The sequence below is a fragment of the Neorhizobium sp. PAMB6716 genome, assembly GCF_058242805.1.
Genome location: NZ_CM177835.1, coordinates 1,011,417 through 1,036,748 on the forward strand (window position 1 = coordinate 1,011,417; position 25,332 = coordinate 1,036,748).

At 63.1% G+C, this 25,332-nt stretch carries 21 protein-coding genes; 15 read left to right on the forward strand and 6 right to left on the reverse strand.

The genetic code is table 11. The features are described 5' to 3' along the window. Position 1: 1 nt before the first annotated feature. The 11 genes from AC4CWH_RS04785 to AC4CWH_RS04835 all read left to right on the forward strand — a co-directional run bounded on the left by AC4CWH_RS04785 (position 2) and on the right by AC4CWH_RS04835 (position 13,953). Positions 2-760: a DUF1028 domain-containing protein gene (locus tag AC4CWH_RS04785; protein ID WP_491320611.1), complete on the forward strand. Its 759-nt coding sequence runs from the start codon at positions 2-4 to the stop codon at positions 758-760. Further along, positions 757-2,565: an ABC transporter ATP-binding protein gene (locus tag AC4CWH_RS04790; protein WP_491320612.1), complete on the forward strand. Its 1,809-nt coding sequence runs from the start codon at positions 757-759 to the stop codon at positions 2,563-2,565. Before AC4CWH_RS04785 ends, AC4CWH_RS04790 begins: the two co-directional genes overlap by 4 nt. Positions 2,566-2,887: 322 nt before the next feature. After that, a complete protein-coding gene (locus tag AC4CWH_RS04795) occupies positions 2,888-4,975 on the forward strand; it encodes a hydantoinase/oxoprolinase family protein (RefSeq protein WP_491320613.1) in 2,088 nt (695 codons plus the stop codon). 5 nt (positions 4,976-4,980) lie between these two features. Further along, complete coding sequence (locus AC4CWH_RS04800; protein WP_491320614.1) at positions 4,981-6,729, forward strand: hydantoinase B/oxoprolinase family protein; 1,749 nt, start codon at positions 4,981-4,983, stop codon at positions 6,727-6,729. A 274-nt stretch (positions 6,730-7,003) separates the two neighbouring features. After that, on the forward strand, positions 7,004-8,293 hold the full coding sequence (locus tag AC4CWH_RS04805; RefSeq protein WP_491284554.1) for an ABC transporter substrate-binding protein: 1,290 nt from the start codon (positions 7,004-7,006) through the stop codon (positions 8,291-8,293). Between the two features lie 121 nt (positions 8,294-8,414). After that, positions 8,415-9,296 carry a branched-chain amino acid ABC transporter permease gene (locus AC4CWH_RS04810; protein WP_491320615.1) on the forward strand — a complete coding sequence of 294 codons (882 nt, stop codon included), beginning with the start codon at positions 8,415-8,417 and terminating at the stop codon, positions 9,294-9,296. After that, positions 9,293-10,255, forward strand: a complete 963-nt coding sequence (locus AC4CWH_RS04815; protein WP_491320616.1) for a branched-chain amino acid ABC transporter permease — start codon at positions 9,293-9,295, stop codon at positions 10,253-10,255. The genes AC4CWH_RS04810 and AC4CWH_RS04815 overlap by 4 nt, the downstream gene beginning before the upstream one ends. Further along, on the forward strand, positions 10,252-10,974 hold the full coding sequence (locus AC4CWH_RS04820) for an ABC transporter ATP-binding protein (protein WP_491321355.1): 723 nt from the start codon (positions 10,252-10,254) through the stop codon (positions 10,972-10,974). The genes AC4CWH_RS04815 and AC4CWH_RS04820 overlap by 4 nt, the downstream gene beginning before the upstream one ends. Continuing rightward, on the forward strand, positions 10,974-11,675 hold the full coding sequence (locus AC4CWH_RS04825) for an ABC transporter ATP-binding protein (RefSeq protein WP_491320617.1): 702 nt from the start codon (positions 10,974-10,976) through the stop codon (positions 11,673-11,675). Before AC4CWH_RS04820 ends, AC4CWH_RS04825 begins: the two co-directional genes overlap by 1 nt. Before the next feature lie 37 nt (positions 11,676-11,712). Next, positions 11,713-13,146, forward strand: coding sequence for a hypothetical protein (locus tag AC4CWH_RS04830; RefSeq protein WP_491320618.1), 1,434 nt, complete (start codon positions 11,713-11,715; stop codon positions 13,144-13,146). Positions 13,147-13,338: 192 nt separating this feature from the next. Continuing rightward, on the forward strand, positions 13,339-13,953 hold the full coding sequence (locus AC4CWH_RS04835; RefSeq protein ID WP_491320619.1) for a hypothetical protein: 615 nt from the start codon (positions 13,339-13,341) through the stop codon (positions 13,951-13,953). Between the two features lie 39 nt (positions 13,954-13,992). On the opposite strand, the gene AC4CWH_RS04840 is transcribed toward AC4CWH_RS04835, so the two are convergent. The 3 genes from AC4CWH_RS04840 to AC4CWH_RS04850 form a co-directional block, all read right to left on the reverse strand. Then, complete coding sequence (locus tag AC4CWH_RS04840; protein ID WP_491320620.1) at positions 13,993-17,574, reverse strand: molybdopterin cofactor-binding domain-containing protein; 3,582 nt, start codon at positions 17,572-17,574, stop codon at positions 13,993-13,995. After that, positions 17,571-18,167, reverse strand: coding sequence for a (2Fe-2S)-binding protein (locus AC4CWH_RS04845; RefSeq protein ID WP_491320621.1), 597 nt, complete (start codon positions 18,165-18,167; stop codon positions 17,571-17,573). The genes AC4CWH_RS04840 and AC4CWH_RS04845 overlap by 4 nt, the downstream gene beginning before the upstream one ends. A 278-nt stretch (positions 18,168-18,445) precedes the next feature. Beyond that, positions 18,446-18,859 carry a MarR family winged helix-turn-helix transcriptional regulator gene (locus AC4CWH_RS04850; protein WP_491321356.1) on the reverse strand — a complete coding sequence of 138 codons (414 nt, stop codon included), beginning with the start codon at positions 18,857-18,859 and terminating at the stop codon, positions 18,446-18,448. A 405-nt stretch (positions 18,860-19,264) separates the two neighbouring features. Between AC4CWH_RS04850 and AC4CWH_RS04855 the strand changes: the two genes are divergently transcribed. Genes AC4CWH_RS04855 through AC4CWH_RS04870 form a run of 4 tightly spaced genes read left to right on the forward strand, consistent with a single transcriptional unit; the run spans position 19,265 to position 22,856 of the window. Then, the gene (locus AC4CWH_RS04855) at positions 19,265-20,758 is read left to right on the forward strand and encodes a 6-hydroxynicotinate reductase (RefSeq protein ID WP_491320622.1); all 1,494 of its coding nucleotides are present in this window, start codon (positions 19,265-19,267) and stop codon (positions 20,756-20,758) included. 16 nt (positions 20,759-20,774) lie between these two features. After that, positions 20,775-21,698: a UPF0280 family protein gene (locus tag AC4CWH_RS04860; RefSeq protein WP_491320623.1), complete on the forward strand. Its 924-nt coding sequence runs from the start codon at positions 20,775-20,777 to the stop codon at positions 21,696-21,698. Continuing rightward, positions 21,691-22,275 (forward strand): amino acid synthesis family protein, encoded by a 585-nt coding sequence (locus AC4CWH_RS04865; protein WP_491320624.1) that lies wholly within the window; start codon positions 21,691-21,693, stop codon positions 22,273-22,275. Before AC4CWH_RS04860 ends, AC4CWH_RS04865 begins: the two co-directional genes overlap by 8 nt. Continuing rightward, positions 22,272-22,856 (forward strand): amino acid synthesis family protein, encoded by a 585-nt coding sequence (locus AC4CWH_RS04870; RefSeq protein WP_491320625.1) that lies wholly within the window; start codon positions 22,272-22,274, stop codon positions 22,854-22,856. The genes AC4CWH_RS04865 and AC4CWH_RS04870 overlap by 4 nt, the downstream gene beginning before the upstream one ends. A 22-nt stretch (positions 22,857-22,878) precedes the next feature. Here AC4CWH_RS04870 and radC read toward each other — a convergent pair whose 3' ends face one another. Genes radC through sfsA form a run of 3 tightly spaced genes read right to left on the reverse strand, consistent with a single transcriptional unit; the run spans position 22,879 to position 25,324 of the window. Further along, positions 22,879-23,700: a RadC family protein gene (gene radC, locus AC4CWH_RS04875; RefSeq protein WP_491320626.1), complete on the reverse strand. Its 822-nt coding sequence runs from the start codon at positions 23,698-23,700 to the stop codon at positions 22,879-22,881. Between the two features lie 36 nt (positions 23,701-23,736). Further along, positions 23,737-24,576 (reverse strand): type I methionyl aminopeptidase, encoded by an 840-nt coding sequence (gene map / locus AC4CWH_RS04880; protein ID WP_491320627.1) that lies wholly within the window; start codon positions 24,574-24,576, stop codon positions 23,737-23,739. 31 nt (positions 24,577-24,607) lie between these two features. Next, positions 24,608-25,324: a DNA/RNA nuclease SfsA gene (sfsA, locus tag AC4CWH_RS04885; RefSeq protein ID WP_491320628.1), complete on the reverse strand. Its 717-nt coding sequence runs from the start codon at positions 25,322-25,324 to the stop codon at positions 24,608-24,610. Between the last annotated feature and the right edge of the window lie 8 nt (positions 25,325-25,332).

The window sequence follows — 25,332 nt, forward strand, 5'->3', positions numbered from 1 at the left end:
CATGACCTGGTCCATTGTCGCTCGCGATCCTGAAACCGGCCATCTCGGCATTGCGGTTGCCAGCCGCTTCTTTGCCGTCGGCTCTGCCGTTCCCTATATGCGCGGCGGCGTCGGTGCCGTCGCCACGCAAGCCTTTGTCAGCCCGCTCTATGGAACGGATGGGCTTGCCATGCTCGGGCAAGGCAAAAGCCCGCAGGAGATCATCGAGACGCTGACGGCGCGCGACGACGGCGCCCAGCAGCGCCAGTTGCACCTCATCGATGCAACCGGCCGCAATGCCGTCTTCACAGGCGCCAAATGCATCGATTGGGCCGGCCATCTCATCGAGGACAATGTGTCGGTTGCCGGCAATATGCTGGCGGGACCGCAGGTGATCGAAAAGACGCTTGCCGCCTATAAGGATCTGGCCAGCGCGCCTTTTGCCGAGCGCCTTCTGGGCGCCATGGAGGCCGGCGAAGCGGCGGGCGGCGACAAGCGCGGCAAGCAGTCTGCGGCGCTGACGATCTACCGCGATCAGGATTATGCCTGGCTCAGCCTCCGCGCCGATGACCATCCCGATCCGCTGGAAGAACTCTGGCGGCTCTATAACGTGGCGCAGGAGCGCTACATCCACGTGGCCGAGACCATGCCGACGCGGGACAATCCGCATGGCCTGATCGACCGCAGCGAAATCGACCGCAAGATCGCAAGCCTCGAGGCCGAACGCATCGCAAGCGGCCGCGACAGCGCATCCTTTGCCACGCCATGGAACCCGTCATGACCGCAGAACCGATCCTTTCCGTGCGCGATCTCACAACCGCCTTCCGTGCCGATGGCGGCTGGAAGCCGGTGGTGAGAAACGTGTCCTTCGACGTCTCTGCCGGGGAGACGCTCGCCATCGTCGGCGAATCCGGTTCCGGCAAGAGCGTGACGTCGCTGTCGATCATGCGGCTTCTGGCGGAAGGCTCAAGCCGCATCGAGGGGGAGGTGATCCTCAACGGCCGCAACCTGCTGGCGCTCTCGGAAAAGGAGATGCGGGCCGTGCGCGGTAACGAGGTCTCGATGATTTTTCAGGAGCCGATGACCTCGCTCAACCCGATCTTCACCATCGGTCGGCAGATTTCCGAGGTGCTGACGCGCCACAAGGGCATGACGAAGGCAGAGGCGCGGGCGGAAACCATCCGCATGCTGGAGCGGGTGCGTATTCCCAACGCCAACACCCGTTTCGACGAATATCCGCACCAGTTTTCCGGCGGCATGCGCCAGCGCGTGATGATCGCCATGGCGCTTGCCTCGCGCCCGAAACTTCTGATCGCCGACGAACCGACAACGGCGCTCGACGTGACAATCCAGGGCCAGATCCTCGACCTCATCAAGGAGTTGCAGGACGAAGAAGGCATGGCCGTGCTGTTCATCACCCACGACATGGGCGTGGTGGCCGAGATCGCCGACCGCACCGTGGTAATGTTCCGTGGCGACGCGGTGGAAACCGGCCCGACCTCCGAGATCTTTTATCACGGCGAGCACCCCTATACCCGCGCGCTTCTGTCGGCAGTGCCGAAACTCGGTTCGATGGAAGGCCGCACGGCACCCTTGCGGTTCCCGGTGGTCGACACGAAGACCGGGATTTCGGTAGCGCCTATCGAAAGCAAGGGAACCGTGTCCAGCCAGCAGCCGATCCTCGAGGTGAAGAACCTTGTGACGCGGTTTCCGGTGCGCTCGGGCCTGTTCAGCCGTCAGACGGGTGCGATCCATGCGGTCGAAAACGTCTCGTTTGACTTGCGCCAGGGCGAAACCCTGTCGCTGGTGGGTGAATCCGGTTGCGGCAAATCCACCACCGGCCGCTCGATCATGCGGCTGATCGAGCCGACTTCAGGCGAGATCCAGCTCGATGGTTATAACGTGCGCGGTCTCGGCTCGCTGGAACTGCAGCGGATGCGCAAGAGCATCCAGATGATCTTTCAGGACCCGTTTTCCAGCCTCAACCCGCGCATGAGCGTGGGGCAGGCGATTGCCGAACCCTTCCTGAAGCATCGCCTCGGCAATAGGGCGAAGGCGCGCGAAAAGGCGGCCTACCTGCTGGATCGCGTTGGCCTGTCCGGCGATATCATGGGGCGTTTTCCGCACGAGTTTTCCGGTGGCCAGCGCCAGCGCATTGCCATTGCCCGTGCGCTGTCGCTCGATCCGAAGGTGATCGTGGCGGATGAAAGCGTGTCTGCGCTCGATGTGTCGATCAAGGCTCAGGTGTGTAACCTGCTGCTCGACCTGCAGGAAAGCCTTGATCTCGCCTTCCTGTTCATCAGCCATGACATGGCGGTGGTGGAGCGTGTCAGCCATCGGGTCGCGGTGATGTATCTCGGCGAAATCGTCGAGATCGGCCCGCGCGCCGCCGTGTTTGAAAACCCGCAGCACCCTTATACGAAAAAGCTGATGGCGGCGGTGCCTGTGCCCGATCCCGCCCGGCGCGGCATTCGTCGGGGCATTTCCAATGACGAGCTGAAGAGCCCCGTCCGCCCGGTCGGCTTCGAGCCGCCGCAAAGACAGTACCGCGAAGTTTCCGCCGGACATCTCGTGCAGGTGGCGTGAAGTACGACGGTCAGTCTGCGATACCTGAAGGCCGCGGCGTTGCTGCGGCCTTCAGGCTGCTGACAAAGGGCTTTCAGCTTTTTTCCGTCATGCTCGGGCCTGTCCCGAGCATCTGCAAACGTCTGATGTTATTGGAACTTAGTAGATCCTCGGCACAAGGCCGAGGATGACGTCGTGGTGGGAGACAGGTTTGTCAACAAACCGAAGGCCGCGGCGATGCTGCGGCCTTCGTCGTTTTGCCCGCCTGCATGGCCGCTTGACAGGCGACAAAAACCGGCTTTAACTCATTCGTATACAAACAATAAAAATACGAGGAACAGCCGTGTCTCAGCACTTGCCCCAGGCGGATAACGCCGGGATTGCGCCCGCACGTCAATCGGTTGTCGCCGGCATTGATGTCGGCGGCACGTTCACCGATCTCGTGCTGTTTGATGCCAAAGCGGGCACGGTGCGGCTGGCAAAAGTCGCGACGACGCTCGACAACCAGGCTTTTGGCGTCATCCACGCGCTCGATGCGGCAGAGGCAGATATCGCTGGCCTCGATCTCATCGTGCATGGCACGACGACCACCACCAATGCGGTGCTGGAACGCCGTCTCTGTCGCACCGGCCTCATCACGACCAAGGGGTTTCGCGATGTGCTGGAGCTTGGCCGGCGCACGCGCCCGCAGGCCTATGGCATGAAGGGCGATTTCCGCCCGATCATCCCCCGGGACCTGCGCCTTGAAGTGCCCGAGCGCATGGATGCGCGCGGCGACGTGGTGGTGGCGCTCGATGAGGAGGCTCTTCGTGCTGCGCTGACGCGGCTGATCGAGATGGATTGCGAGGCGCTGGTCATCCATTTCCTGCACGCCTATGCCAATCCCGCCCACGAAATCCGCGCTGGCGAGATCGCGAAAGACATTTGGCCGAACGGCAATATCACGCTTGGCCATGCGCTGTTGTCCGAAAGCAGGGAGTATGAGCGGGGCGTCACCGCTGCCGTTAACGCCTCCGTCCAGCCTCTGCTGCGGCGTTATGTGGAGCGGCTGGCCGATACGCTGGCGGCGCGCGGCTATCGCCACGACGTGCTTGTCATGAACGGCAATGGCGGCATGGTCTCTGCCCGCCATGTCGCCAACGAGGCGGCAAAGACGGTGATGTCCGGTCCTGCCTCGGGCGTCATGGCGGCCGCCTACACCGGACGCCGCGCCGGCATGGGCAATCTCATCACCTATGACATGGGTGGCACCTCCACCGACGTGGCGCTGATCCGCAATGCCGAACCGACGGTCTCCAACGAGATCGAGGTGGAATATGCCATGCCGATCCATGTGCCGATGGTGGATGTGCGCACCGTCGGCGCCGGCGGCGGCTCGATTGCCCGCATCACGGCGGCGGGGCTTTTGCAGGTGGGGCCGGAAAGCGCCGGCGCAACCCCCGGCCCGATCTGCTACGGGCGCGGCGGTGAAAAACCGACGATTTCGGATGCCAACCTTTTGCTCGGGCGTCTTGATCCCGGCCGGCTCAGCACGGTGCCGGGAGGCGTCACCCTTCAGGATGTCAAAACTGTCATTGGCATAACCATCGGCCAGCCGCTCGGGCTTGATGCGATCGAAGCGGCGGCCGCCGTGATCCGCATCGCGAATGCCCGCATGTCGGATGCGGTGCGCATGGTGTCGGTGAGCCTTGGCGAGGACCCGCGCGATTTTGCGCTGTTTGCCTTCGGCGGCGCCGGGCCGCTGCATGCCTCCTCCATCGCCCGCGAGCTTGGTATTCCCAAAGTCCTGGTGCCGTCGCGGCCCGGCATCACCAATGCACTCGGCTGCGTGGTGGCCGATCTGCGGCATGATTTCGTGCAGACGGTCAACAGGCCGCTGGCGATCGCTGATCTCGATGCGGTGCATCAGATCTTTGCCCGCCAGAGCGCCGAGGGGCGAAGCCTCATCGGCAAGGAGGCCGTCAGCATCCGGAATATCCGCGAAATTCGCTCCGTCGACATGCAGTTCATCGGCCAGACGCATGTGCTCCGGGTGCCGCTCCCCGATGGAGAACCGACGCGGGAAGACCTGCAGCGCCGGTTCGAGGAGGCCTATTTTGCCCGCTTCCATGTGGAGCTTCCGCAGATCCGCGCCAATCTCGTCAACGTCAACACGTCTGTCATCGGCGAGCGCGAGGAGATCGATTTGTCCGCGCTGATCGATGCTGCCGGCCGCCGCGCGACCCTTGGGGATGCAAGAACCGGCCGCCGTAGCGTCTGGTTCGACGATTTTGTCGAAACGCCGGTCTACTGGCGCGACCACCTGCCGGCGGATGCGATGATTGCGGGACCTGCGATCATCGAGCAGATGGACACGACCATTCTCATCGAACCCGGCGATACCGCCTCTCAGGACGCTGACGGCAATATCATCATCACGGTCGGAGGCTAAAACCCATGCAGATCGATCCGATCACGCTTTCGGTTATCCAGTCCGGCCTGCAGCAGGTCTGCGACGAGATGGACCTGTCGTTTTCGCGCGCGGCCTTCTCGCCTGTTATCGCCGAGGCGAACGACCGATCCGATGGCATCTATTCCGCTGTCGATGGCGCGCTGATTGCGCAAGGCTCCACCGGGCTTCCGGTGTTTGTCGGCACGATGCAATATTCGACACGGGTGCTGATCGAGATGATTGCCGCCGGCACGGCGGCAGTGCCCCAGCCGGGCGATATCTATATCGTCAACGATCCCTATCTCGGCGGCACGCATCTGATGGATGTGCGCTTTGCCATGCCAGTCTATCGCGATGGAAAAATCTTCTGCTGGCTGTCGAATACCGGCCATTGGCCGGATACCGGCGGTGCCGTGCCCGGCGGTTTTTCGGCGTCTGCCACCTCCGTCGAGCAGGAGGGCCTGCGGTTGCCGCCGGTGCGCCTCTTCAAACAGGGTGTGCTGGACGCAGAAATCTACGCGATCATCTGCTCCAATATCCGCGTCTCCGAACAACGCATCGGCGATGTGAAGGCGCAAGCGGCCGCACTTCTCGTCGGTGAAAAACGTCTCGTGCGCATGCTCGACCGTTATGGCGATGCGGTGGTGGAGGCCGCGATCGAGGAACTGCGCCGGCGGGCAGCCGAGCAGATGCGCGCCAATATCCGGTTGATCCCCGAAGGCGTCTATCGCTCGACCGCCTATATCGACAGCGATGGGGTGGTGAACGAACCGCTCGAAATCCGTCTCTCGATCAGCGCAAAGGACGAAAAGCTCACCTTCGATTTCACCGGCTCGTCCAAACCGTGTCGCGGGCCGATGAATTCGGTGCTCGCCACGACGCTCTCCTCCGTCTACCTCGCCATGCGCCACATCTTTCCCGACGTGCCGATTTCCGCGGGCGCGTTTGAGCCGCTGGACGTGATCCGCCCGGAGGGCACGTTTCTCGATGCGCAATATCCGCGGCCTGTCTCCGGCTGTGCGGCAGAGGTCAGCCAGCGCATTGCCGAAGCGGTGTTTGCAGCACTGGTCGAGGCACTGCCGGATCGCGTCACGGCTTCGCCTGCCGGCAGTTCCGGCAATTTCGCGCTCGGCGGCTTCGATCCGGAACGGGGGCAGGGTTATGTGATGTACCAGATTTCCGGCGGCGGTTATGGCGGCAATGCCGATCATGACGGGCTGGCGAACGGCTGTTCCACCATTGGCATTTCCAAGGCACCGCCGGTGGAGATCATGGAACAGCAATACCCGGTTCTCTACCATCGTTATGCGCTGCGCGAAGGCTCCGGCGGGGCAGGGCGCCATCGCGGCGGTTTCGGGCTGGACTACGAGATCGAATTGCGGCGCGGCGATGCGACGGCAAGCTTTGTGATGGATCACGGGCGTTTCGGCCCGCCGGGGGCGCTTGGCGGCGGTGACGGCAGGGTCAACCGGGTGACGGTCACGCGCGATGGCGTGGCCATGCAGCCGGAGCATCTGTCGAAGGCGCAGGATATTCCGCTGAAACCCGGAGACCGGGTGCGGGTTGAGACGCCGGGCGGTGGTGGTTATGGCAATGCCATGGAACGGGATGCTGAGGCTGTCGCCACCGATGTCCGGTTGCAGCGATACGGGCTGGAAGATGCCGAGCGGTTGTTCGGCGTGGTGCTGACTGGGGAGGGCGCGGTGGATGGACCGGCGACCGAAGCGCGGCGCGTCAGACAGGGCGAGAAGTGAGCGCGATCATGGATTTATGAGGTGAAAGCTCGCAACGTGCCTTGGTCTCCGATGAGCTTTTGACATAGTTTTTGGCGGCTGACATACGCACGCGTTGACCACGCCCAGGGTTGATCGGAGAACCTATTATTTTCTTGTGCGCACAATGGTCTTTGCTATCGTGCGCCGCATATCGCGCCTACGCATTTTGGGATGAGGATGTCCGCAGGAGGGTGCGGACCATCCAAAGTTCCGTTTGTTGTTCTGATTGATCCATAAAAAAAGGGGAATGAGCATGCATCGGGATTCCAAGACATTTCTGGCGCTGTCGCGTCGTAACATTCTCAAAACCGCAGGCGGTGCCGCCGCCCTGCTGGCAAGCCCCGCAATCCTGCGGCCGGGCTTTGCCCAGAGCGGCACGATCAAGCTCGGCGCGCCGATCCACCGCACCGGCATCGGCGCCTCTTATGGCCGCTGGTACGAGCGCACCGCAACGGCTGCCGTCAAGGTGGTCAACGAGATGGGCGGCATCAACGGCCGGCAGGTGGAACTGATCGTCGAGGATGACGGCACCGACCCCAAGCGCGGCACCGAAGTGATCGAAAAGTTTGCCTCGCAATACAAGGTGGATGCGGTGTTCGGGCACCTGTTCTCCAACGTGGTGGCGGCCGCTGCACCGCGCGCCGGCGAGCTGAAGATGCCCTATTTCATCTGCTCGGAGGCAAGCCTTCTCGGTGCCGGAAAACTCAACCGCTACACGTTTCAGCCGGGCATTACCGACGTGCGCTCTCAGGTCACCTCCATGGCGCCGTGGATCGGCGACACGCTCGGCAAGAAGGTGACGATGATCTATCCGGATTATAATTTCGGCCATGATCACCGCGATTTCTTCACCGCCGCCATCAAGGCGCAAGGCGGTGAAGTGGTCGGCAAGATCGCCGTGCCGCCGACGGAAACCTCGTTCACCCGTTATTTCCCGCAGATCCCGCCGTCGACGGAGGTGATCTACCATGTCATGGTCGGCCCGGCCGTGCTCACCTTCGTCAAGGAGCTTGGCGATTATCTCGGCAGCCAGCGCCCGGAAATCTTTGGCTTCATCGATTCGCTTGAGGGTGTTGATTTCGCCACGCCGCAGCTCGGTTTCCTTGAAGGCTCCTATTTCTGGGAGGCCTATCCGCGTTATGCGCAGGCCAACCAGAGCGAGTTCGACAAGTTCTTCCGCGAAAAGGTCGGCGTCGATGCCAATGGCGCCAGCGTCAAGGACGGAAAGGACATTTCCACCTATTCCCACATGTTCTCCATCTGGGAAACGCTCTTCGTGATGAAGCAGGCCATGGAGCTTTCCAACTACAAGGGCGAGGCGCAGAAGAAGGATCTGGTCACGGCGATGGAATCCATCAGCACGCTTGCCGAAAGCCGCGAACACCCGCAGGGCGCAAAGCTGTTCAATGGCAAGACGCACCAGGTTTTTGGCTCGCAGAACATTTCCAAGGTCGAAGGCGGCAAGCTGAAGGTGGTGCATCGCACTTCCATCGAGGACGGCCTGTACGATACGGATGCCGATTACACCAAGATGGCTCTCTGATCCGCGCTCTGCGCTTGCACGCAAACCTCGCCGGCACATAGGCCGGCGGGGCAAGGTCAACTGCGCCCGGCGATTGCTGAAAAGCATCTCCGGGGGCTGATGCAGGAAAGGCAGCCTTCCCATGGCTCTTGGGCCTTATCTCTTTCTGGCGACCCTTGAAGGGCTGGTGCAGGCAGCGGTGCTCTGCATCACGGCGGCCGGCCTGTCGCTGGTCTTCGGCGTCATGCGGGTGGTCAATGTCGCCCACGGCGAGTTCGTCATGCTTGGCGCCGTCATCGCCTGGTTTGCCGCAAGCCTCGTCACCGGCCATCCGGCCATCGGCTTTGCCGTGGCGCTCGTCATCAGCCCTGTTATTGTCGGGGCGATTGCCTTTGCCAGCGAACGACTGATCCTCAAGCGGCTGGATTATAATCCGGAAGCCACGATCGTTGCCACCATCGGCCTTCTCTACATCCTCCAGCAGACGGTGCTGATCGTTTATGGCCCGGATGCGCGCCCCGTCGATCCGCCGTTCTATTATACGATCCGCTTTCCGTGGTTCGGTTATTCCAGCTACAAGCTGTTCGTTATCGCAGCTGCCATCGTCATCATGGGCGCCATCTGGTTTGTGCTGCAGAAGACCAAAGCCGGCCTCATCATGCGGGCGGCCCAGTTCGACCGCGAGACGGCGCAGGCGTTTGGCATTCCCGTCGACCGGGTGTCGGCCTTCGTGTTTGCCGCCGGTGCCGGGCTTGCAGCGCTGGCCGGCGTGCTCGTCGTGCCGATCCAGCAGGCGCATTACCTGATGGGGGCAGATCCGCTGCTCCTTTCCTTCATCGTCGTCATTATCGGCGGGCTCGGCAGCATGTCCGGCACGGTGGTGGCCGCGATCCTGATCGGGCTGTCCGACGGCATCCTGTCGGTGATGTTTTCGCCGACGCTTGCCAAGATGGTCTCGACGCTTCTGGTGGCGCTGGTGCTGGTATTTCGGCCGAACGGCCTGTTTGGAAAGGCGGCGCGATGACGAAATCCGCCTATCGCAACAACCTCTATCTCACCGGCGCAGTCCTTGCCCTGCTGTTCGTCCTGCAGTTCGTGCTGCCGGATTATCATGTGCTGATGGGAACGCGCATGATGGTGCTCGCCGTCTTTGCCCTCGGCTTTAATGCGCTGCTCGGTTATATCGGGTTGCTCAGCCTTGGCCATGCGATGTTCTTTGCCGCAGGGCTTTATGGCGCGGGCCTCACCGTCTATCATTTCGGCTGGAGCCTGCCGGCGGCCTTCGGCTTTGCCATCCTCGCCTCGGCGCTTCTGGCGCTCGTCATCGGGGCTGTGGTGCTGCGCACGATCCGCGTGTCCTTCATGATCGTCACGCTGATGTTTGCGCAGGTCGCCTACCTGATGGTGCTCTATTTCGCTGAATGGACCAACGGGCAGGAGGGGCTTTCGCTGCCGCTCTCGGCGCGTGCCGTGCATGTTTTCGGATGGACGCTCGATCTGTCCAGCGCCATCACCCGCTATAACCTTGCTTTCGGGCTCCTGGCGCTCTGCCTCGTGCTGCTGTTTGCCTATCTTTCCAGCGCGCGGGGACGGGTGGCAACCGCCATCCGCGACAACGAGGGCCGCACGGAAATGCTCGGCTTCAACGTTTTTGCCGGCAAGCTCGAAATGTTCGTTCTCTCGGGCGCGATGTCGGGGGCGGCGGGGGCGGCCTATGCGCTGCTGTTTGGTTATATCGGCTCCACCTTCGCCTCCTTCCAGTATTCCATCGAGGCGCTGCTGTTTACGCTGCTCGGCGGGGCGGGAACGCTGCTCGGGCCGCTCCTCGGCGTGCTTCTGATGGTCGCGATGATCGACAAGCTCAGCGAACTCACATCCGCTTACCTGCTGGTGATCGGCGTGGTGCTGATCGTCGTCATCCTCTGGTTTCCCAAGGGCATTCTCGGCACGATCCGTGAAAGGTGGGCGCCATGGCTTCTTTGACACCGCTTCTCGTGACATCGGGGCTCAAGCGCCATTTCGGTGGCGTGAAGGCCGTCGATGGCGTCGATTTCACGCTCTACGAAGGCGAGATTCGCGCCATCATCGGCCCGAACGGGGCCGGCAAGACCACTTTCGTCAGTCTTTTGTCCGGGCGCACCGAAGCCTCCGGCGGCACTATCCGCTTTGCCGGCGAAGATGTGACGCGGCTGCCGGCCTATAAACGCGTCCAGCGCGGCATCGCCTACACGTTCCAGATCACCAATATCTACCAGACGAAAAGCGTGGCGGATAATGTGCGCATGGCGGTGCAGGGGCGTATGCAGCGCGTGGGCATGCCGGCCTTTGATTTCGAGGCGGAAACTCTTTCGGCGCTTGCCGCAGTCGGGTTGTCGGACAGGGCAGAAACGATTGCCGGCGAACTCGCCTATGGTCACCAGCGGTTGCTGGAAATCGCCATGGGACTGGCGCTGCAGCCAAAACTGCTGATCCTCGACGAGCCGACTCAAGGTCTATCCGATGCGGAAATCGAAAACTTTCTGTCGCTGGTGCGCGCTATCGCCAAACGCGCCACGGTGCTGCTCATCGAACACAACATGGCAGTGGTGATGGCGCTTGCCGACAGGATTTCGGTGCTGACGCGCGGCCAATTGCTGGCTGAGGGCACGCCGTCGGAAATCCGCGACAATGCGGCCGTGCAAGAAGCCTATCTGGGGGCGTGATGCTGAAGATCGAGAATTTCGATGCCTATTACGGTCAAAGCCAGGCGCTGCGCGACTTTTCGATCACCGTTTCCCCGGGCGAGGTCTTGTGCCTTCTCGGCCGCAACGGTGCTGGCAAAACCACGGCCCTGAAAGCGATCATGGGCATCGTCGCGCCGAAGCGTGGGCGGATTTCGCTTGGCGGCAATGAGCTGACGGGCCTGCCCGCCAACCGCATCCCGATGGCGGGCCTCGGATACGTGCCGCAGGGGCGGCGCCTGTTTTCCGAACTGACGGTGCGCGAAAACCTCGAGATCGGGCTGATGACGCGCAAGAGCGGGCCGGCCGCGCTGGAGCGGGCGCTGTCCTATTTTCCAGCCCTTCGCGAACGGTTTTCCCAACGCTCCGGCACGCTCTCGGGCGGCGAGCAGACCATGCTCGCCATGGCCCGCGCGCTCTGCATCGAACCATCAGTGCTGATGCTGGACGAGCCGACGGAAGGCCTGATGCCGAGCATGATTTCAACCATTCGCGACGTGGTGATCCGCCTGCGCGACGAAGGCGTCGGCGTGCTTCTGGTGGAGCAGCGCATCGATGCGGTGCTACCGGTCGCCAGCCGCATTGCCTTCATGGACCACGGAGAAATCAAGGCGGAGATGGACATCGAGGCGGTGCGCGCCGATCCCTCGATCCTCAAGACCTATCTGGGGGTCGGCCATTGAGATCGAGGCAGGGCGGATGATGGTGGAGGCGCGAAACGTGCTGATAAAGACGGCCGCTCGCTGCCTGACCGTTCTTCTCGCCTGCCTTTTACCGGTCAGCGCTCTCGCGCATGGGGCGGAAGGCGGAATCGTGCTGCTGTTGCCGACGGGTTATTATCTCGCCGGTGCCGCCTTTGTCGTCGCGATCACCTTCCTCTTGTTTTCCGTGATGCCGGACGGCTTTACCCGCAGGCTTTACCGGGGAATAACAAGGCTTCCAGCCGTCGCTGTGCCTTCAGGTGCGTGGATCAGCCTTGCCTCCTTCCTGATCATGGCGGTGATGGTGCTGGCAGGGTTTTTCGGCAGCCGCGATCCGCTGCTCAACCCGCTGCCGGCGGTGATCTGGACGCTCTGGTGGGTGTGCCTCACCATCGCCCACGGGCTTTTCGGCGATTTCTGGCGCGTGCTGAACCCCTGGAGCGGGCCGCTCCACCTCATGCGGCGCGTGACGAAACGGCCAGCCGGCGAGAGGGCGCTTCTGCCGCTGCCGGCATGTCTCGGTTATGCCCCGGCACTCGTGCAGTTCTATGCCTTTGCCTGGTTCGAACTGGTGGATTTGAGCCCCAGCGATCCGGCACGGCTTGCGACAGCCGTTAGCCTCTACTGGTGCTTTAATTTTTTGGCCATGCTGGTGTTTGGCGAAAAGCCCTGGCGGCAGCGGGGCGAACCGTTTTCGCTGGCCTTCTTTTTCATCAGTCGGCTGGCTCCCATCGGCTTTTTCCGGACGAGAGAACGCAAACTCTGTTTGTTTCTCTGCTGGCCGGGAAAGCAGTTGTTCGACCTGCCGCCGCTTCCCTTGAGCGGCATGGCCTTCATCCTGCTGACCTTGTCGACCGTCACCTTCGACGGGTTTTCGCGCACCTTCGTCTGGCTGTCTGCCATTGGCGTCAACCCGCTGGAGTTTCCGGGTCGCAGCGCCGTCATGGTCTCGTCGAGCCTTGGCATTCTCATGGCCTTTGCTGCACTCTCGTGCCTGTTCTTCGGCAGCGTTTTTCTCGGCTGCCTTCTGTCCGGCACGCGTCCCATGATGCCGGTCGCCGGGCGGCTGATCTACAGCATCATCCCGATTTCCGTTGCCTTCCAGCTGTCGCATTACCTGACGCTGGTGTTGGTCGAAATGCAGAACCTGATGGTGGCGCTGTCGGACCCGTTCGCCCGCGGCTGGGATTTTTTGGGCACGGCTGATCATCATGTGACGACCTCCTTCCTGTTCACCTTCGAGGGCGTCCAGGCGATCTTCAACACCCAGACGGCGGCCATCGCGCTTGGCCATGTCGTGGCAGTCATTCTCGCCCACGCGCTGATGCTCGACAGCCAGCGTGAGACGGCGCGTGCCAAACGCCGGGTGTTCTGGCTGGAACTGCCGTTTGCGGCCCTGATGGTGTTTTACACAGCCTTCGGCCTCTGGCTGCTGTCGACGCCGAGGATTTGAGCGATGGCGAAAGTGGTCGAACTCACGGAGCAGGGACCGGAGGCACCACCGGAGCCGCCCGTGGGGACGGAGCAGATAGACGATGCCAAAAGATGTCCGCCGCGCCGAAAGAGGCGTAGGATGGTGCGGTCGCTCCGGTGGGTTGGTTGCTGCGGACGTGAGGAAGGGCAGGCGGTGATGAGAGGCCTCTGCATGGCGCTGGTCTTGGCATTCGGCGTATGGGGTCCGCCTGACACCGCCCGGGCCCATGGTTTTGGCGCGCCCGAAGATCAATCCGGTTTTGCCATCCCCTCCATCGATCACGTCGCCATGCAGGTGATTGCGCCATTCCGTGACCGGATCGTCATTTTGGCGCGCGGGGCAGCATCCGGGGATGCGGAACTGTCGGCGCTTCTGCTGCACAACCAGATGCAGGCCGCCAACTGTCTTTGGCTACTGGTGCCGGGAAGTCTGACGGACGAGGATAACCCGTTTAACGAATGCGCCCATGCGGATATGGCGGGGTTGAAGGCAATGGTGGAGCGGATGTCCCAGTTACCGCAGACCAAAGACGCCGCCCGAACGCTGATCTCCGATCTCGATCATGACATGGTGCTGGCGGGCACATCCTTCGTGCTCTGCGCCTTCAGCCGCGAAAATTTCAACACGGCCTCGCAGGTGCGGCCGGATTGGCTGGCGGCAATCTCCTATCTGGCAAAGCGCCACTGGCTGGGCCTGAGCTTTTTTGCTTTCTGTCTGTCCCTTGCAACGCTTGCCCTGGTGGTAGCGCGCAGCCATGCGGCAGGCGAAGGCCATAAAACATCCTGAAGCCTTCCGTTGCGTGCCGCCGGGTGAGGCGGGACCGGATCAGTGGATGGGTGCGCTGCCCCTGATGCTTGCGGCGTTCGCAGACGCTTGCGGCCATGCCGGTTTTCCCGGCGCAAAACGGGCGCGCAGATAGGCTGCGAGTTCACCCAGCTGCCGATCGCCAAAACTGTCGCGGAAGGAGGGCATGGACATCACCTCTGCGTCCGCATCCGGCCGTGCGCGAAGGCTTGCCGGCGCCTCGACGCCATCAAGCACGGCCTGCATCAGGTTATCGGGCGTTGCGCCATGCAGGGTGCTGTTGAGCGAGAGATGCGCAAGGTGGCTTTTGCCGTTATGGCAGGCGCTGCAGGCGCCTTCAAACAGCCGCGCTCCCTCGGGAAAGGCAAGAGCCGCCTGCGGTGCCGCCGCTTCCGAGACTGCGATGACATCCGCCCGAGTCACGCTCTGGGCTGCACCTGCGGACGGCTGAAGGCTTGCAAGATAGGTCGCCATCGCCTGGATATCGGCATCGGGCAGGTCCGAGAGCTGGCCCACAACCAGCGCCATCGGGCCGGCCGCGCTGCCGTGATCGGCGGAATGGCCGGTGCGCAGATAGTCGTAAAGCGCATCGACCGTCCAGCCGATGGGGCCCGGTGAGGCGCCGTTGATCGCCGGCGCCTGCCAGCCATCGGCAAACCCGCCGGCGAGATGCGCCTTGCCGGTCTCTTCGGCCCCCAGCGCATTGCGCGGGCTGTGGCAGGCGGAACAGTGGCCGAGGCCTTCAACCAGATAGGCGCCCCGGTTCCAGGCCTCGCCTTTGTCGGGCGCGTAATCGATGGTGGTGCGGTTCAGATAAAGCGTGTTCCATCCCGCCATCAGGCTGCGGTTGTTGAAGGGAAACCGCAAGCTGGATGGCTGCGAGGGTTGGGGCGCTGCCGGCGTGTTCATGAGATAGGCATAGAGATCCTGCAGGTCGCCATCGCTGACATGGGTGAACGACGTATAGGGATGCACGGGGTAGAGATGGCTGCCTTTGCGGCTGATGCCGTCGCGCATCGCCCGCACGAAGGCCGGATAGGACCAGCCGCCGATGCCGTGGCGCTCGTCCGGCGAAATGTTCGGCGCGACCACCGTGCCGAAGGGCGTATCGAACCGGCGCCCGCCGGCAAGAGCTGAACTTTCCTCATCCGCGTGACAGGTGGCACAGCCGCCGGCCGCCGCCACCAGCCGGCCGCGCTCGACGCTTGCCGCGCCAAACAGCGCCGGATCGGGCCGCCTGATCGCCTCGATGGCGGGACGCCACGGCGACATGACCGCAAGGCCACCGGCTGCAAGGCCCGCGAACCCCGTGACGCCAAGAAGACCAAAGCCGCCGAGCCGCAGCCACCGTTTGCGCTTTTTCTGCACGGCCTGCCGGTGCTCCAATGTCTGGCGTCCCTGCAGGCCAGCCAGCACGCGCTCGGGCGTCAGAGGCAGTTCGCGAAAGCGCAGGCCCGTCGCATCATAGACGGCGTTGACGATGGCCGCCGCACTCGGCACCGAGGCGGATTCGCCGGCCCCGCGCGGTTCCTCGTCCGGGCGCGGGATCATCAGCACGTCGATATCGGGCGTCTCCTCGAAGGTGAGGATGGGATAACCGCCCCATTCGAGGCTCTCGATACCCGTCTGCGTAAACCGCACCTCTTCCTTCAGCACCCGGCTGACGGACTGGATGACATTGCCGTGGATCTGGTGGCGCACGCCATCCGGATTGATCATCAGCCCGGTATCCTGGCCAACGGTGACGCGCGTGACGGAGACCTCGCCGGTGCGGCGGTTGACCGCGACATCGGCCACCCAGGCGGACCAGGCAGCGGGCGTGCCCGGAAATTTTCCATGGACATAAAGCGCATAGGCAAAGCCGCGCCCGTAGAGCAGGTCTCCCTCGCTGCCTTCTGTGCCGAAGCGGGTGCGCGGCCGCCAGCCGGCCTTTTCGGTGACAGCACGCACCAGATCCGCGCCGCGGGGGTCGGTCAGATAGCGCAGCCGGTATTCCACCGGATCGACGCCGGCAGCGGCCGCCAGTTCATCGAAAAAACTTTCATGGGCAAAGGAATTCGGCATGGCCGAGACGCCGCGAAACCAGCTGGCGCGCGCAATCGGCGGCATGTCATGCACGGCAATGCGCATATGGCTGACGGCATAGGGCGGAATGGCGGTGCGGTCGCCCATTTCCGTCACATCAGGCACGGCGGCCACCTTGCCGGTGAGGATGAGGGCCAGCGTCGGCGAGAGGTTTGAGGGATAACGCGTCTCGAAATCATAGGCGATGGGGCCGCCCTCGAGATCAAGCCCGCCGCGCACGTCGATCACCTGTCCGGCGCCCTTAGGCTCCCAGCCATGTTCCTGCTCGCGGGTCAGCTGCACACGCACCGGCCGGCCGGTGGCGCGTGACAGAAGGGCGGCATCGGCCGTCACGTCGTCGGCGCAGTTGCGGCCGTAGCAGCCGGCAGCCTCGTGCCGCTCGACCACGATGGCCTCCTCGGGCATGTCCATCAGCCAGGAGAGATCGCGGCGCATGAAATGCGGGTTCTGCGTGCCGGACCAGACGACGAGTTTTTCGGGCGTCCAGTCTGCCACGGCGCAGGAAGGGCCGATGGAGCCATGCATCTGGTAGGGCCAGACATAGGTGCGCTGCATGAGAGGCGAGGCGCCGAGAAGCGCCCGTTCCACATCGCCGTCGTTCTTCAGCAGGCGTTTCCTTCCGGGATTGTTCTTGAGCGCCGTTTCGACATCGTTGAGATCGGGACGGGCGGGCGGCACCTTCCACTGCACCTTGAGACAGCGCGCGGCCTCTGCGGCAAATTCCTCGCGGGTTGCGACCACGCCGACGAAATCGCCGATCGCCACCACGGCCACCAGCCCCTCGATGCCGGCCACTGAGGTCTCATCCACCGCAATCAGGCTGTTTCCGACACCCTCGCCATGGTCATAACCAACATAGGGCGGGCGGATGACGCGGCCGTGCAGCATGCCGGGCACACGCACATCATGCACATAGGTCCAGTCCCCTAAGGTTTTGGCGGCGATATCGTTGCGCGGCTGTGGCTTGCCGACGATGCGATATTGATCCACCGGCTTTGTCGGGGCTGTCGGATCGATCTCAATGCGGCAATGGCGGCCGCGCACTAGATCGCCATAGGAGACGGTGTTTTGGCCGTTCCCGACAAGACCGGCTTCGACGCTCAGATCCTCGACCGGTGAGCCGAGATGGTCTGCGGCGGCGGCCAGCAGGTGGCGACGGGCGCTGGCAGCGGCAAGGCGCAAGGGGTTGGCAGTGATCTGAATGGTTTCGCTGGCAATCGTCGGCCCTTGGTCCGGCGCGGCCGAGGTGGTGCCGAGCACCATGGTGACCCGCTCAAATGCGACATCCAGCTCTTCCGCGACGATCTGCGCCAATGCCGTGCGGATGCCGGTGCCGAGATCCACATGGCCGTTGAAGGCAATCACCGCACCATCACCTGTCAGGGCCAGATAGATGTCCGGCTGGTTGCCGCTGCCGGGGCGGGTGACCAGCAGGATGTCGTCTGCCTCCAGATAGGCGCTGCTGGTTTTTTCACGAAGTGTGCCGGGATCGGAAGGCGGATTCGGACCAGTCGTCATGGCGCGGACGCCTCCGCCTCTGTCCCTGCAACAGGTGCCGGATGAAAAGGAGCGGGTGGCGGTTGAAAGGTTTGAAGCCGGGCAGGGTCCCCGGTATCGGCCGTCTCCTCTGCCATCCGGTCGCGCGCCAACCGCACGGCGGCGAGGATTTCCATATGCGTGCCGCAGCGACAGAGCTGGCGGCGCAGCGCTGCCCGGATCGCCTTTTCATCAGCCTGCGGATTGCTGCGCAGAAGTCCGACGGTCGCCATGATCATGCCGTTCAGGCAATAACCGCATTGCGCTGCCTGCATCTCGCAAAAGGCCTGCTGCACCGGATGCGGCGTCCTGTCATCATCCAGCCCATCCGACGCCAGCCCTTCCAGCGTGGTGATTGACCGGCCGCGCACGGCGCCGATGCGGGTGGTGCAGGCGCGGATGGGCCGGTCGCCCAGAAGCACGGTGCAGGCGCCGCATTCGCCAAGGCCGCAGCCGAATTTGGCGCCGTTCAGCCCGCAATCATTGCGCAGCACATAAAGAAGCGGCGTCTCGGGCGAGAGCGCAAAATCCCGGCTCCTGCCGTTGATGATCAACGTCACGGACTGTGTCGTCATGCTGTCCCGGCCTCTTCGGCGGGAATGCGCGCAAAGTTCTTCCCTTGGTTCCCATTTGAGGGTCAGCCCGTCGGGCAGCCCGGTGGGAGGTGAGGAGTGCGGCGTTCCCGTTTTGGTTTTTGTCGTACGCATCCATGACTTGGATGATAGCCGGAAATCATTGGCACGCAAACGAATTTTGCGGGCCCCGCACGCGCCATGTCACGGTGTTCAGATCAAGGAAAAAAGGGGCAGGAGAGGTGCCCAGAGAGTGGGGCTTTAGCCGTTACTGGAAAGGCTCAGCAGATCTTGCGCAGGAGTTCGATGAGCATCATCCGCTCGCCGGAGGTCAGCGGCGACAGCGTTTCCTCGGTCACGGCAACGGCAGTCAACAGGTTGCGGGCAATGGCGGCCTCACCTTCGCCGGTCAGGGACAGTACCAGCCGGCGCCCGTCTTGCGGGTCCGGCGCGCTGCTGACATAACCCCGCTTCACCAGGCGGTCGACAACGCCCTTGATCGTAGCGACATCCATGGCGGTGTCGCGGCCGAGTTGGTTCTGGGAGGTCGGCTGGATCTCGCGCAGCTTGGTCAGCGCTGCCCATTGCGTCGTCGTCAGGCGGTCGCCCATTTTAGCCGAAAAGATCGCCACATGCCGCTGGTTTGCCTGCCGCAGGAAAAAGCCGATCTGCTGGTCGACCTTGTAAGTCTCCATGTCGGACGCGGATGCGTGCGAAGCGCTGTCGCTTTTCTTGGCCCCGGCCATGCAGTTACCCCGTCGAACCTGATCAAGCCCCCGGTTTATCCCGCAAGGGTGAATTGTCAACGCGCTTTGCCGGGCGCCAACCGTCGTTTCAGGGCCAGCGTCGGCGGCGTCCAGATTTCGTTTGCGACATCAGCTTTCGGCGCTAGACTTGTTTGCCTGCCAATGGAATGGCCGCGAGGCGGCCGCCGTGTGTGGGGCGGGTTGCGGCCTTTTTGCAAAGCCGGACGCTGTGAGGCCTTGCCTTGACAGGTCTGAAATTTGCGCTGATATTCATTCGTATACAAACAATATGTGCCAAAGCACGCGGGAACAGAACAAGGCAAGGCCGCGAAAGCGTCCGGCCGGGAGCGCCAGATGGTCAAGCAGCACGTGGAAAGCGCGGTGAATGGCAAGATCCGCTGCGATGCCTGTCCCGTCATGTGTTACATCGCCGATGGCCGCTCCGGCGCCTGCGACCGTTATGCCAATATCGCTGGCGAACTGATCCGCGTCGATCCGCTGACGGCGATCGAGCAGACGATGACATCGGGCGGTTCGGTCGTTGCCTTCCTGCCGGGTGAGGACAGCCAGGACTGGTCGGGCGACCTCGTCTACGCAAAAACGCCCTTCGTCACCGCCGTCGGCGCCGGCACCACCTATCCCGATTACAAGCCGGCGCCCTTCATCGTGTCGCAGAAGCAGAACGGCGTCGATATGGTGACCGTGGTCACCGAGGGCATCTTTTCCTATTGCGGCGCCAAGGTGAAGATCGATACGGACCGTTTCATCGGCCCGGAAACGGCGATGGTGCGGGTGGAGGGCGAGCCGGTTGGCCATGTCACCACCGGCGAATATGGCTCGCAGATGCTGTCGCTCGGCGGCGTGCATCACCTCACTGGCGGCTCCAAGAAGGAAGGCCGCATCACCTGCGATACGCTCATGCGGCTTTGCAACAGCCAGCGGGTGGAGATGCAGATCGATGGTGGCGCCACGCTCTGTCTGCAGGCTGGCCATGCGCCTGTTATCAACGGTGTCGAAGAAAGCCGCATGCGCGTCGGCTGCGGCTCGGCCACCATCGGCATGTTTGCGAAACAATGGCAGGATATGGTGGACGAGGTGGTGGTGGTGGATGACCACATTACCGGCGTCCTCTCCGAGCACCAGGCCGGAAAGCTTCTTCACATTGCCCCGACCGGCATCCGCATCAAGGGCCGGCGCTCGACACCGGGACGCTATTTTCAGGTGGCGGAGCCCGGTACCGGCTGGGGCGGCACCAATATTTCCGATCCGCTGTCGATCCTGGGCGATTTCGATCCGAAGGTCGCCTATCCGGGTTTGCGGCTGTTGATGGTGTCCACCACCGGCGAGCAATTCGGCTATTATATCCTCGATGAAAATCTCGTGCCGGTGGCGCAATCCATCCTGCCGTCCGCGGTGCGCGAGACGGTCGAAATCGTTGCGGAAAACTGCGAGCCGGCCATGGTTTCGGTCCTGTTCATGGGCGGGGCGGGGGGAAGCCTGCGCGCCGGTGTCACCACCAATCCGGTGCGGCTGACGCGGTCGGTCAAGGACGCGCTGACCCATGTTTCCTGTGGCGGGGCGCCGGCCACCGTCTGGCCGGGCGGCGGCATCACCGTCATGGCCGATGTCACGCAGATGCCCTCCAACAGCTTTGGTTATGTGCCGACGCCAGCGCTTGTGGCACCCATCGAGTTTACCATGCGGCTTTCCGATTACGCGGCGCTCGGCGGCCATATGGAGGCCATCGTACCGATCGAGCAGGCGCTGGAACTGGCCGAGCGGAAGATTGCACCCGTCTCTGCCGGCGCGTGGCCGACGGCGGAACGCAATTTCCGCTGGGGCCATTAGGGCAAGGGGCGACGTCATGAGCGGAGCAATCGGCGCCTATCTCGACGGATCACCCGATGGCCGGCTGCATCTGCAGCACGGCCCGATCGATCTTGTCATCGGTGTCTCCGGTGGCCCGCCCGGACGGGAAAGCGCTATGCGGGCGCAGGCCTATCAAAAGGCCGCCGTACGCTTTTCCAGCGTGCTGGAAGACCTCGTCGCCGAACTGCCGCTCCTGAAGGCGAGAGCCTATCCCGGCTGCCGGCAGCCGCAGGGGCCGGTCGCACGCCGGATGATGGCAGCCGTGCTGCCATTGTCTGAGAGGCATTTCATCACGCCGATGGCAGCCGTTGCTGGCGCCGTGGCAGACGAAGTGCTGGGGGCGATGCTTTCGGGCTTTGCGACCGGCGAACGGCCGTCGCGCCTCTATGTCAACAATGGCGGCGATATCGCGCTCAATCTGGATCGCGACGCCGAATGGCGGGTCGGCATGGCGCGCGAAGACGGGGCAGGGCTTGGCGCCTTCACCATCCGCGCCGATGATCCGGTGCGCGGCATTGCAACTTCGGGGCAGGGCGGGCGCAGCCTTTCGATGGGCATTGCCACGTCGGTCACCGTGCTTGCAAAGACCGCCGCCGCCGCCGATGCTGCCGCCACCATCATTGCCAATGCCGTCGATCTGCCCGGCCATCCCGCGATTATCCGCGCCCCCGCCAATCGCCTCGTTGAGGACAGTGATTTGGGCGAACGTCTCGTCGTCACCTGCTGCGGTGATCTGGACGAGAGCGAGATTGCCGAGGCGCTGGACCGGGGGCAAATGGTGGCCGAGCACTTGAGGGTGCAAGGCCTGATTGATCGCGCAGCACTTTTCCTGCGCAATCGCATTCGCATCGCGGGCGAGGGGCCGAGCCTGCAAATCCCAAACAATTCCGCACGCCTGGAGAGATACGCTGATGCCTGAACCGAAAATCCGCAAGTTCCTGACTGTCGTCGAGGAGGTGTTTCATGAGGGCGGGCCGGTGGCCACGGTGCCGCTGAAGCGGGCCGCCGCCATTGCCGTCATCGAAAATCCGTTTGCAGGTCGCTACCACGAAGAGATCGCCGGCTTCATGAAGGATCTCGAGCCGCTGGGCGTCGAAATGGCAAACCGGCTGGTCACGGTGCTCGGCGGCGATCCGGCGTTTATCGAAGGGTATGGCAAGGGCGCCATTGTGGGCCAAGCCGGCGAGTTGGAGCATGGTGCGCTCTGGCACGTTCCGGGCGGTTATGCCATGCGCGAGGTACTGGGCGATGCGAAAGCCATCGTGGCCTCCACCAAGAAGGTCGGCGGGCCCGGCACAAGGCTCGATGTGCCGGTCACCCATATCAATGCCTCTTATGTACGCTCTCATTTCGATGCGATGGAAGTCGGCGTGCCGGATGGACCGCGCGCCAACGAACTGGCGGTCGTGCTGGTTATGACCACAGGCGCGCGCATCCATGCCCGCGTGGGCGGGTTAAAGGCCAGCGAGATCAAGGGCGAGGACGGGCTTCGATGAAGGCCGAGATCCGCAAGCTTGCGGTCTTCGTCGAGGAACTGCACCGCGAGATGGATCGGCCGGTCACTCCGCCCACCCGAAAAGCCTCAGCCGTTGCCGTCATCCGCAATCCGTTTGCCGGACGTTACGTCGAGGATCTGGGCGACCTCATCGAGATCGGTGCCGAACTGGGCGGGCTTCTCGGGCAACGCTGCGTGGAAGCTCTTGGAATCCCGCCGCAGGCAGCGGAAAGTTATGGCAAGGCAGCGCTTGTGGGCGAGGATGGCGAGCTGGAACATGCCGCTGCCATTTTGCACCCGGCCCTTGGCAAGCCGCTGCGGGAAGCGGTGGAGAAGGGGGCAGCCCTGGTGCCATCCTCCAAGCGGCGCGGCGGGCCGGGCGCTGTCCTCGATATTCCGCTTGGCCACAAGGATGCCGCCTATGTGCGCTCGCATTTCGATGGAATGCAGGTGTGGCTGAACGACAGCCCGCGCGCCGATGAAATCATGGTTGCGGTCGCCGTCACCGATAGTGGAAGGCCGCTCGCACGCATCGGCGGCCTTCAGGCTCATGAGATCGAGGGCCGGGACGGCCTGCGCTGACCTTTTCTCGGTTTTCGGCTGATCAGATCAGCCGCAGGCCCTTCAGGCTGGCATGGCCATCCTTGCCGATGATGATGTGATCATGGACGGTGATGCCGAGCGGCTTTGCCGTATCGATAATCGTTTTCGTCATGTCGATATCGGCGCGCGACGGCGTCGGGTCGCCGGAGGGGTGGTTATGGACGAGGATCAACGCGGTGGCTGAAAGCTCCAGCGCCCGGCGCACCACTTCGCGCGGATAGACAGGCGTATGATCGACGGTGCCGCGGCCCTGCACCTCGTCGGCAATCAGCGCGTTGCGCTTGTCGAGGAAGAGAATGCGAAACTGTTCGCGCGCCTCATAGGCCATGGCGGCATGGCAATAATCGATGACGGCGGACCAGGAGGCGAGCACCTGCTTGCCGCGCAACTCGCTTTTCAAAATACGCTGGCCAACGGAGGCAATTAGCTTCAGATCGAGCGCCACGGCTTCGCCGACGCCCTTGACCTCCTGCAGGAGCGAGGTTTGCGCCCCGAACACGCCGGCCAGATTGCCGAACCGGTCGATCAGCGCCTTGGCGATCGGTTTGGTGTCGCGGCGCGGGATGAGGCGGAAGAGCAGAAGCTCGAGGATTTCGTAATCGGCGAGTGCGGTGTCGCCATGTTCGCGGTAACGGCTGCGCAGGCGCTCGCGGTGGCCATGGTAATGCGCCTGCTTGTCGTCATCCGCCTTGACCGGTTCCGCCTTTTTTATGCCGCCGGATTTCTGCGCCTGTTCGGCAAAGAAGCCGCGCTCGTCAGTAAAAAGATCGTCTGGCGCGGCATCACCGCCGTTTTCCGGCCCGCCCGCCGGGACCTGCGGCATATCAGTGTCTGTCGGCAAGGGCGGGTGTTTCATCGATCAACCGTTGAGGGGAGGAAGGCCGGGCCTGTCGAGACCACCGGGAGACAGGGTAAAGATCTCGCAGCCGGTGGCCGTGACACCCACGGCATGTTCATATTGCGCAGACAGCGACCGGTCGCGCGTCACCGCCGTCCAGCCGTCGGAGAGAACCTTTACATGCGGCTTGCCGAGATTGATCATCGGCTCGATGGTGAAGATCATGCCCTCGCGCAGTTCCGGGCCTTCATCAGCACGGCCGTAATGCAGAATGTTCGGGCTGTCGTGGAACAGGCGGCCGACGCCGTGGCCACAGAAATCGCGCACCACTGAGCAGCGCTCTGCTTCCGCATAGACCTGGATCGCTTCGCCGATGGCGCCGGTACGCACGCCGGGCCTCACCACTGAGATGCCGCGCATCAGGCATTCATAGGTCACTTCCATCAGCCGCTCGGCCGCACGCTTCACCTGGCCGACGGGATACATGCGGCTTGAATCGCCGTGCCAGCCATCCAGCACATAGGTGACGTCGATATTGACGATATCGCCGTCGCGCAGCGGCTTGTCGTCGGGCATGCCGTGGCAGACGACATGGTTGAGCGAGGTGCAGACGGAATATTTATAGCCGCGGTAATTGAGGGTGGCCGGAAGTGCGCCATTGTCCATGCCGAATTCGAACACGAACCGATCAAGCGCTGCCGTGGTCACGCCGGGCTTGACGAGGGCTGCCAGCTCATCGAGGCATCGCGCCGTCAGCTGGCAGGCCTTGCGCATGCCGGCAAAATCGGTCGCCGGATCATAAAGCCGGATTGCGCCCGTGTTCTTTTTCGGCGCCGATGCCGCCTCGATATAAGTTACCATTGAACCACTTTCGTCTCGAATACAGCGTTTTTTAAACAGCCTGTCCCCCTTCGTCCATCGCGATCACGCGATCCGGCCAAATTCCTTGCGGTTCTATGCGGCAGGTCAGTGCATAAGCCTCCACACCGCGGGCGCGTGCCCGCCGAAAGGCCAGCGCATAGGCGGGATCGAGATCTTCGCAGATCCGCAGCCGGTCGCAATCGGCGCGCTGGACGACATAGAGCATCACGGAGCGGTATCCGGCCTCCACCATATCACCCAGTTCATGCAGATGTTTCGCGCCGCGAAGGGTGACCGTATCGGGAAACTCGGCAAGGCCGGGGCTGCGGGTGAAATGTACGTTCTTCACCTCGACGTAAGCCGGCGGCCTGATGGGATCGAGCAGCAGCATGTCGATGCGTGAATTCTGTCCGTAGCGCTGCTCGCGCTTCAGGCCAGCGTAACCGGAAAGGCCGGGCACGAGGCCCGCCCGGATTGCTTCCTCGGCCAGCCGGTTCGGCAGGCCGGTATTGATGCCGACCAGCGTGCCGTCGGCCTCCACCAGTTCCAGCATATGGCGATATTTGCGCGTCTTGCTGTCGTGCTGCGAAAGCCAGATGCGCGAACCGGGCGTCGTCAGCCCGCGCATCGAGCCGGTGTTCGGGCAGGAGCCGGTCAGCGCCGTGCCGTCCTCCAGCACGGCGTCGAAGAGGAAACGTTTGTAACGGCGGACAAGCCGGGCGGGCACGAGCGGGGGATCAAATATCATCGGTTGGC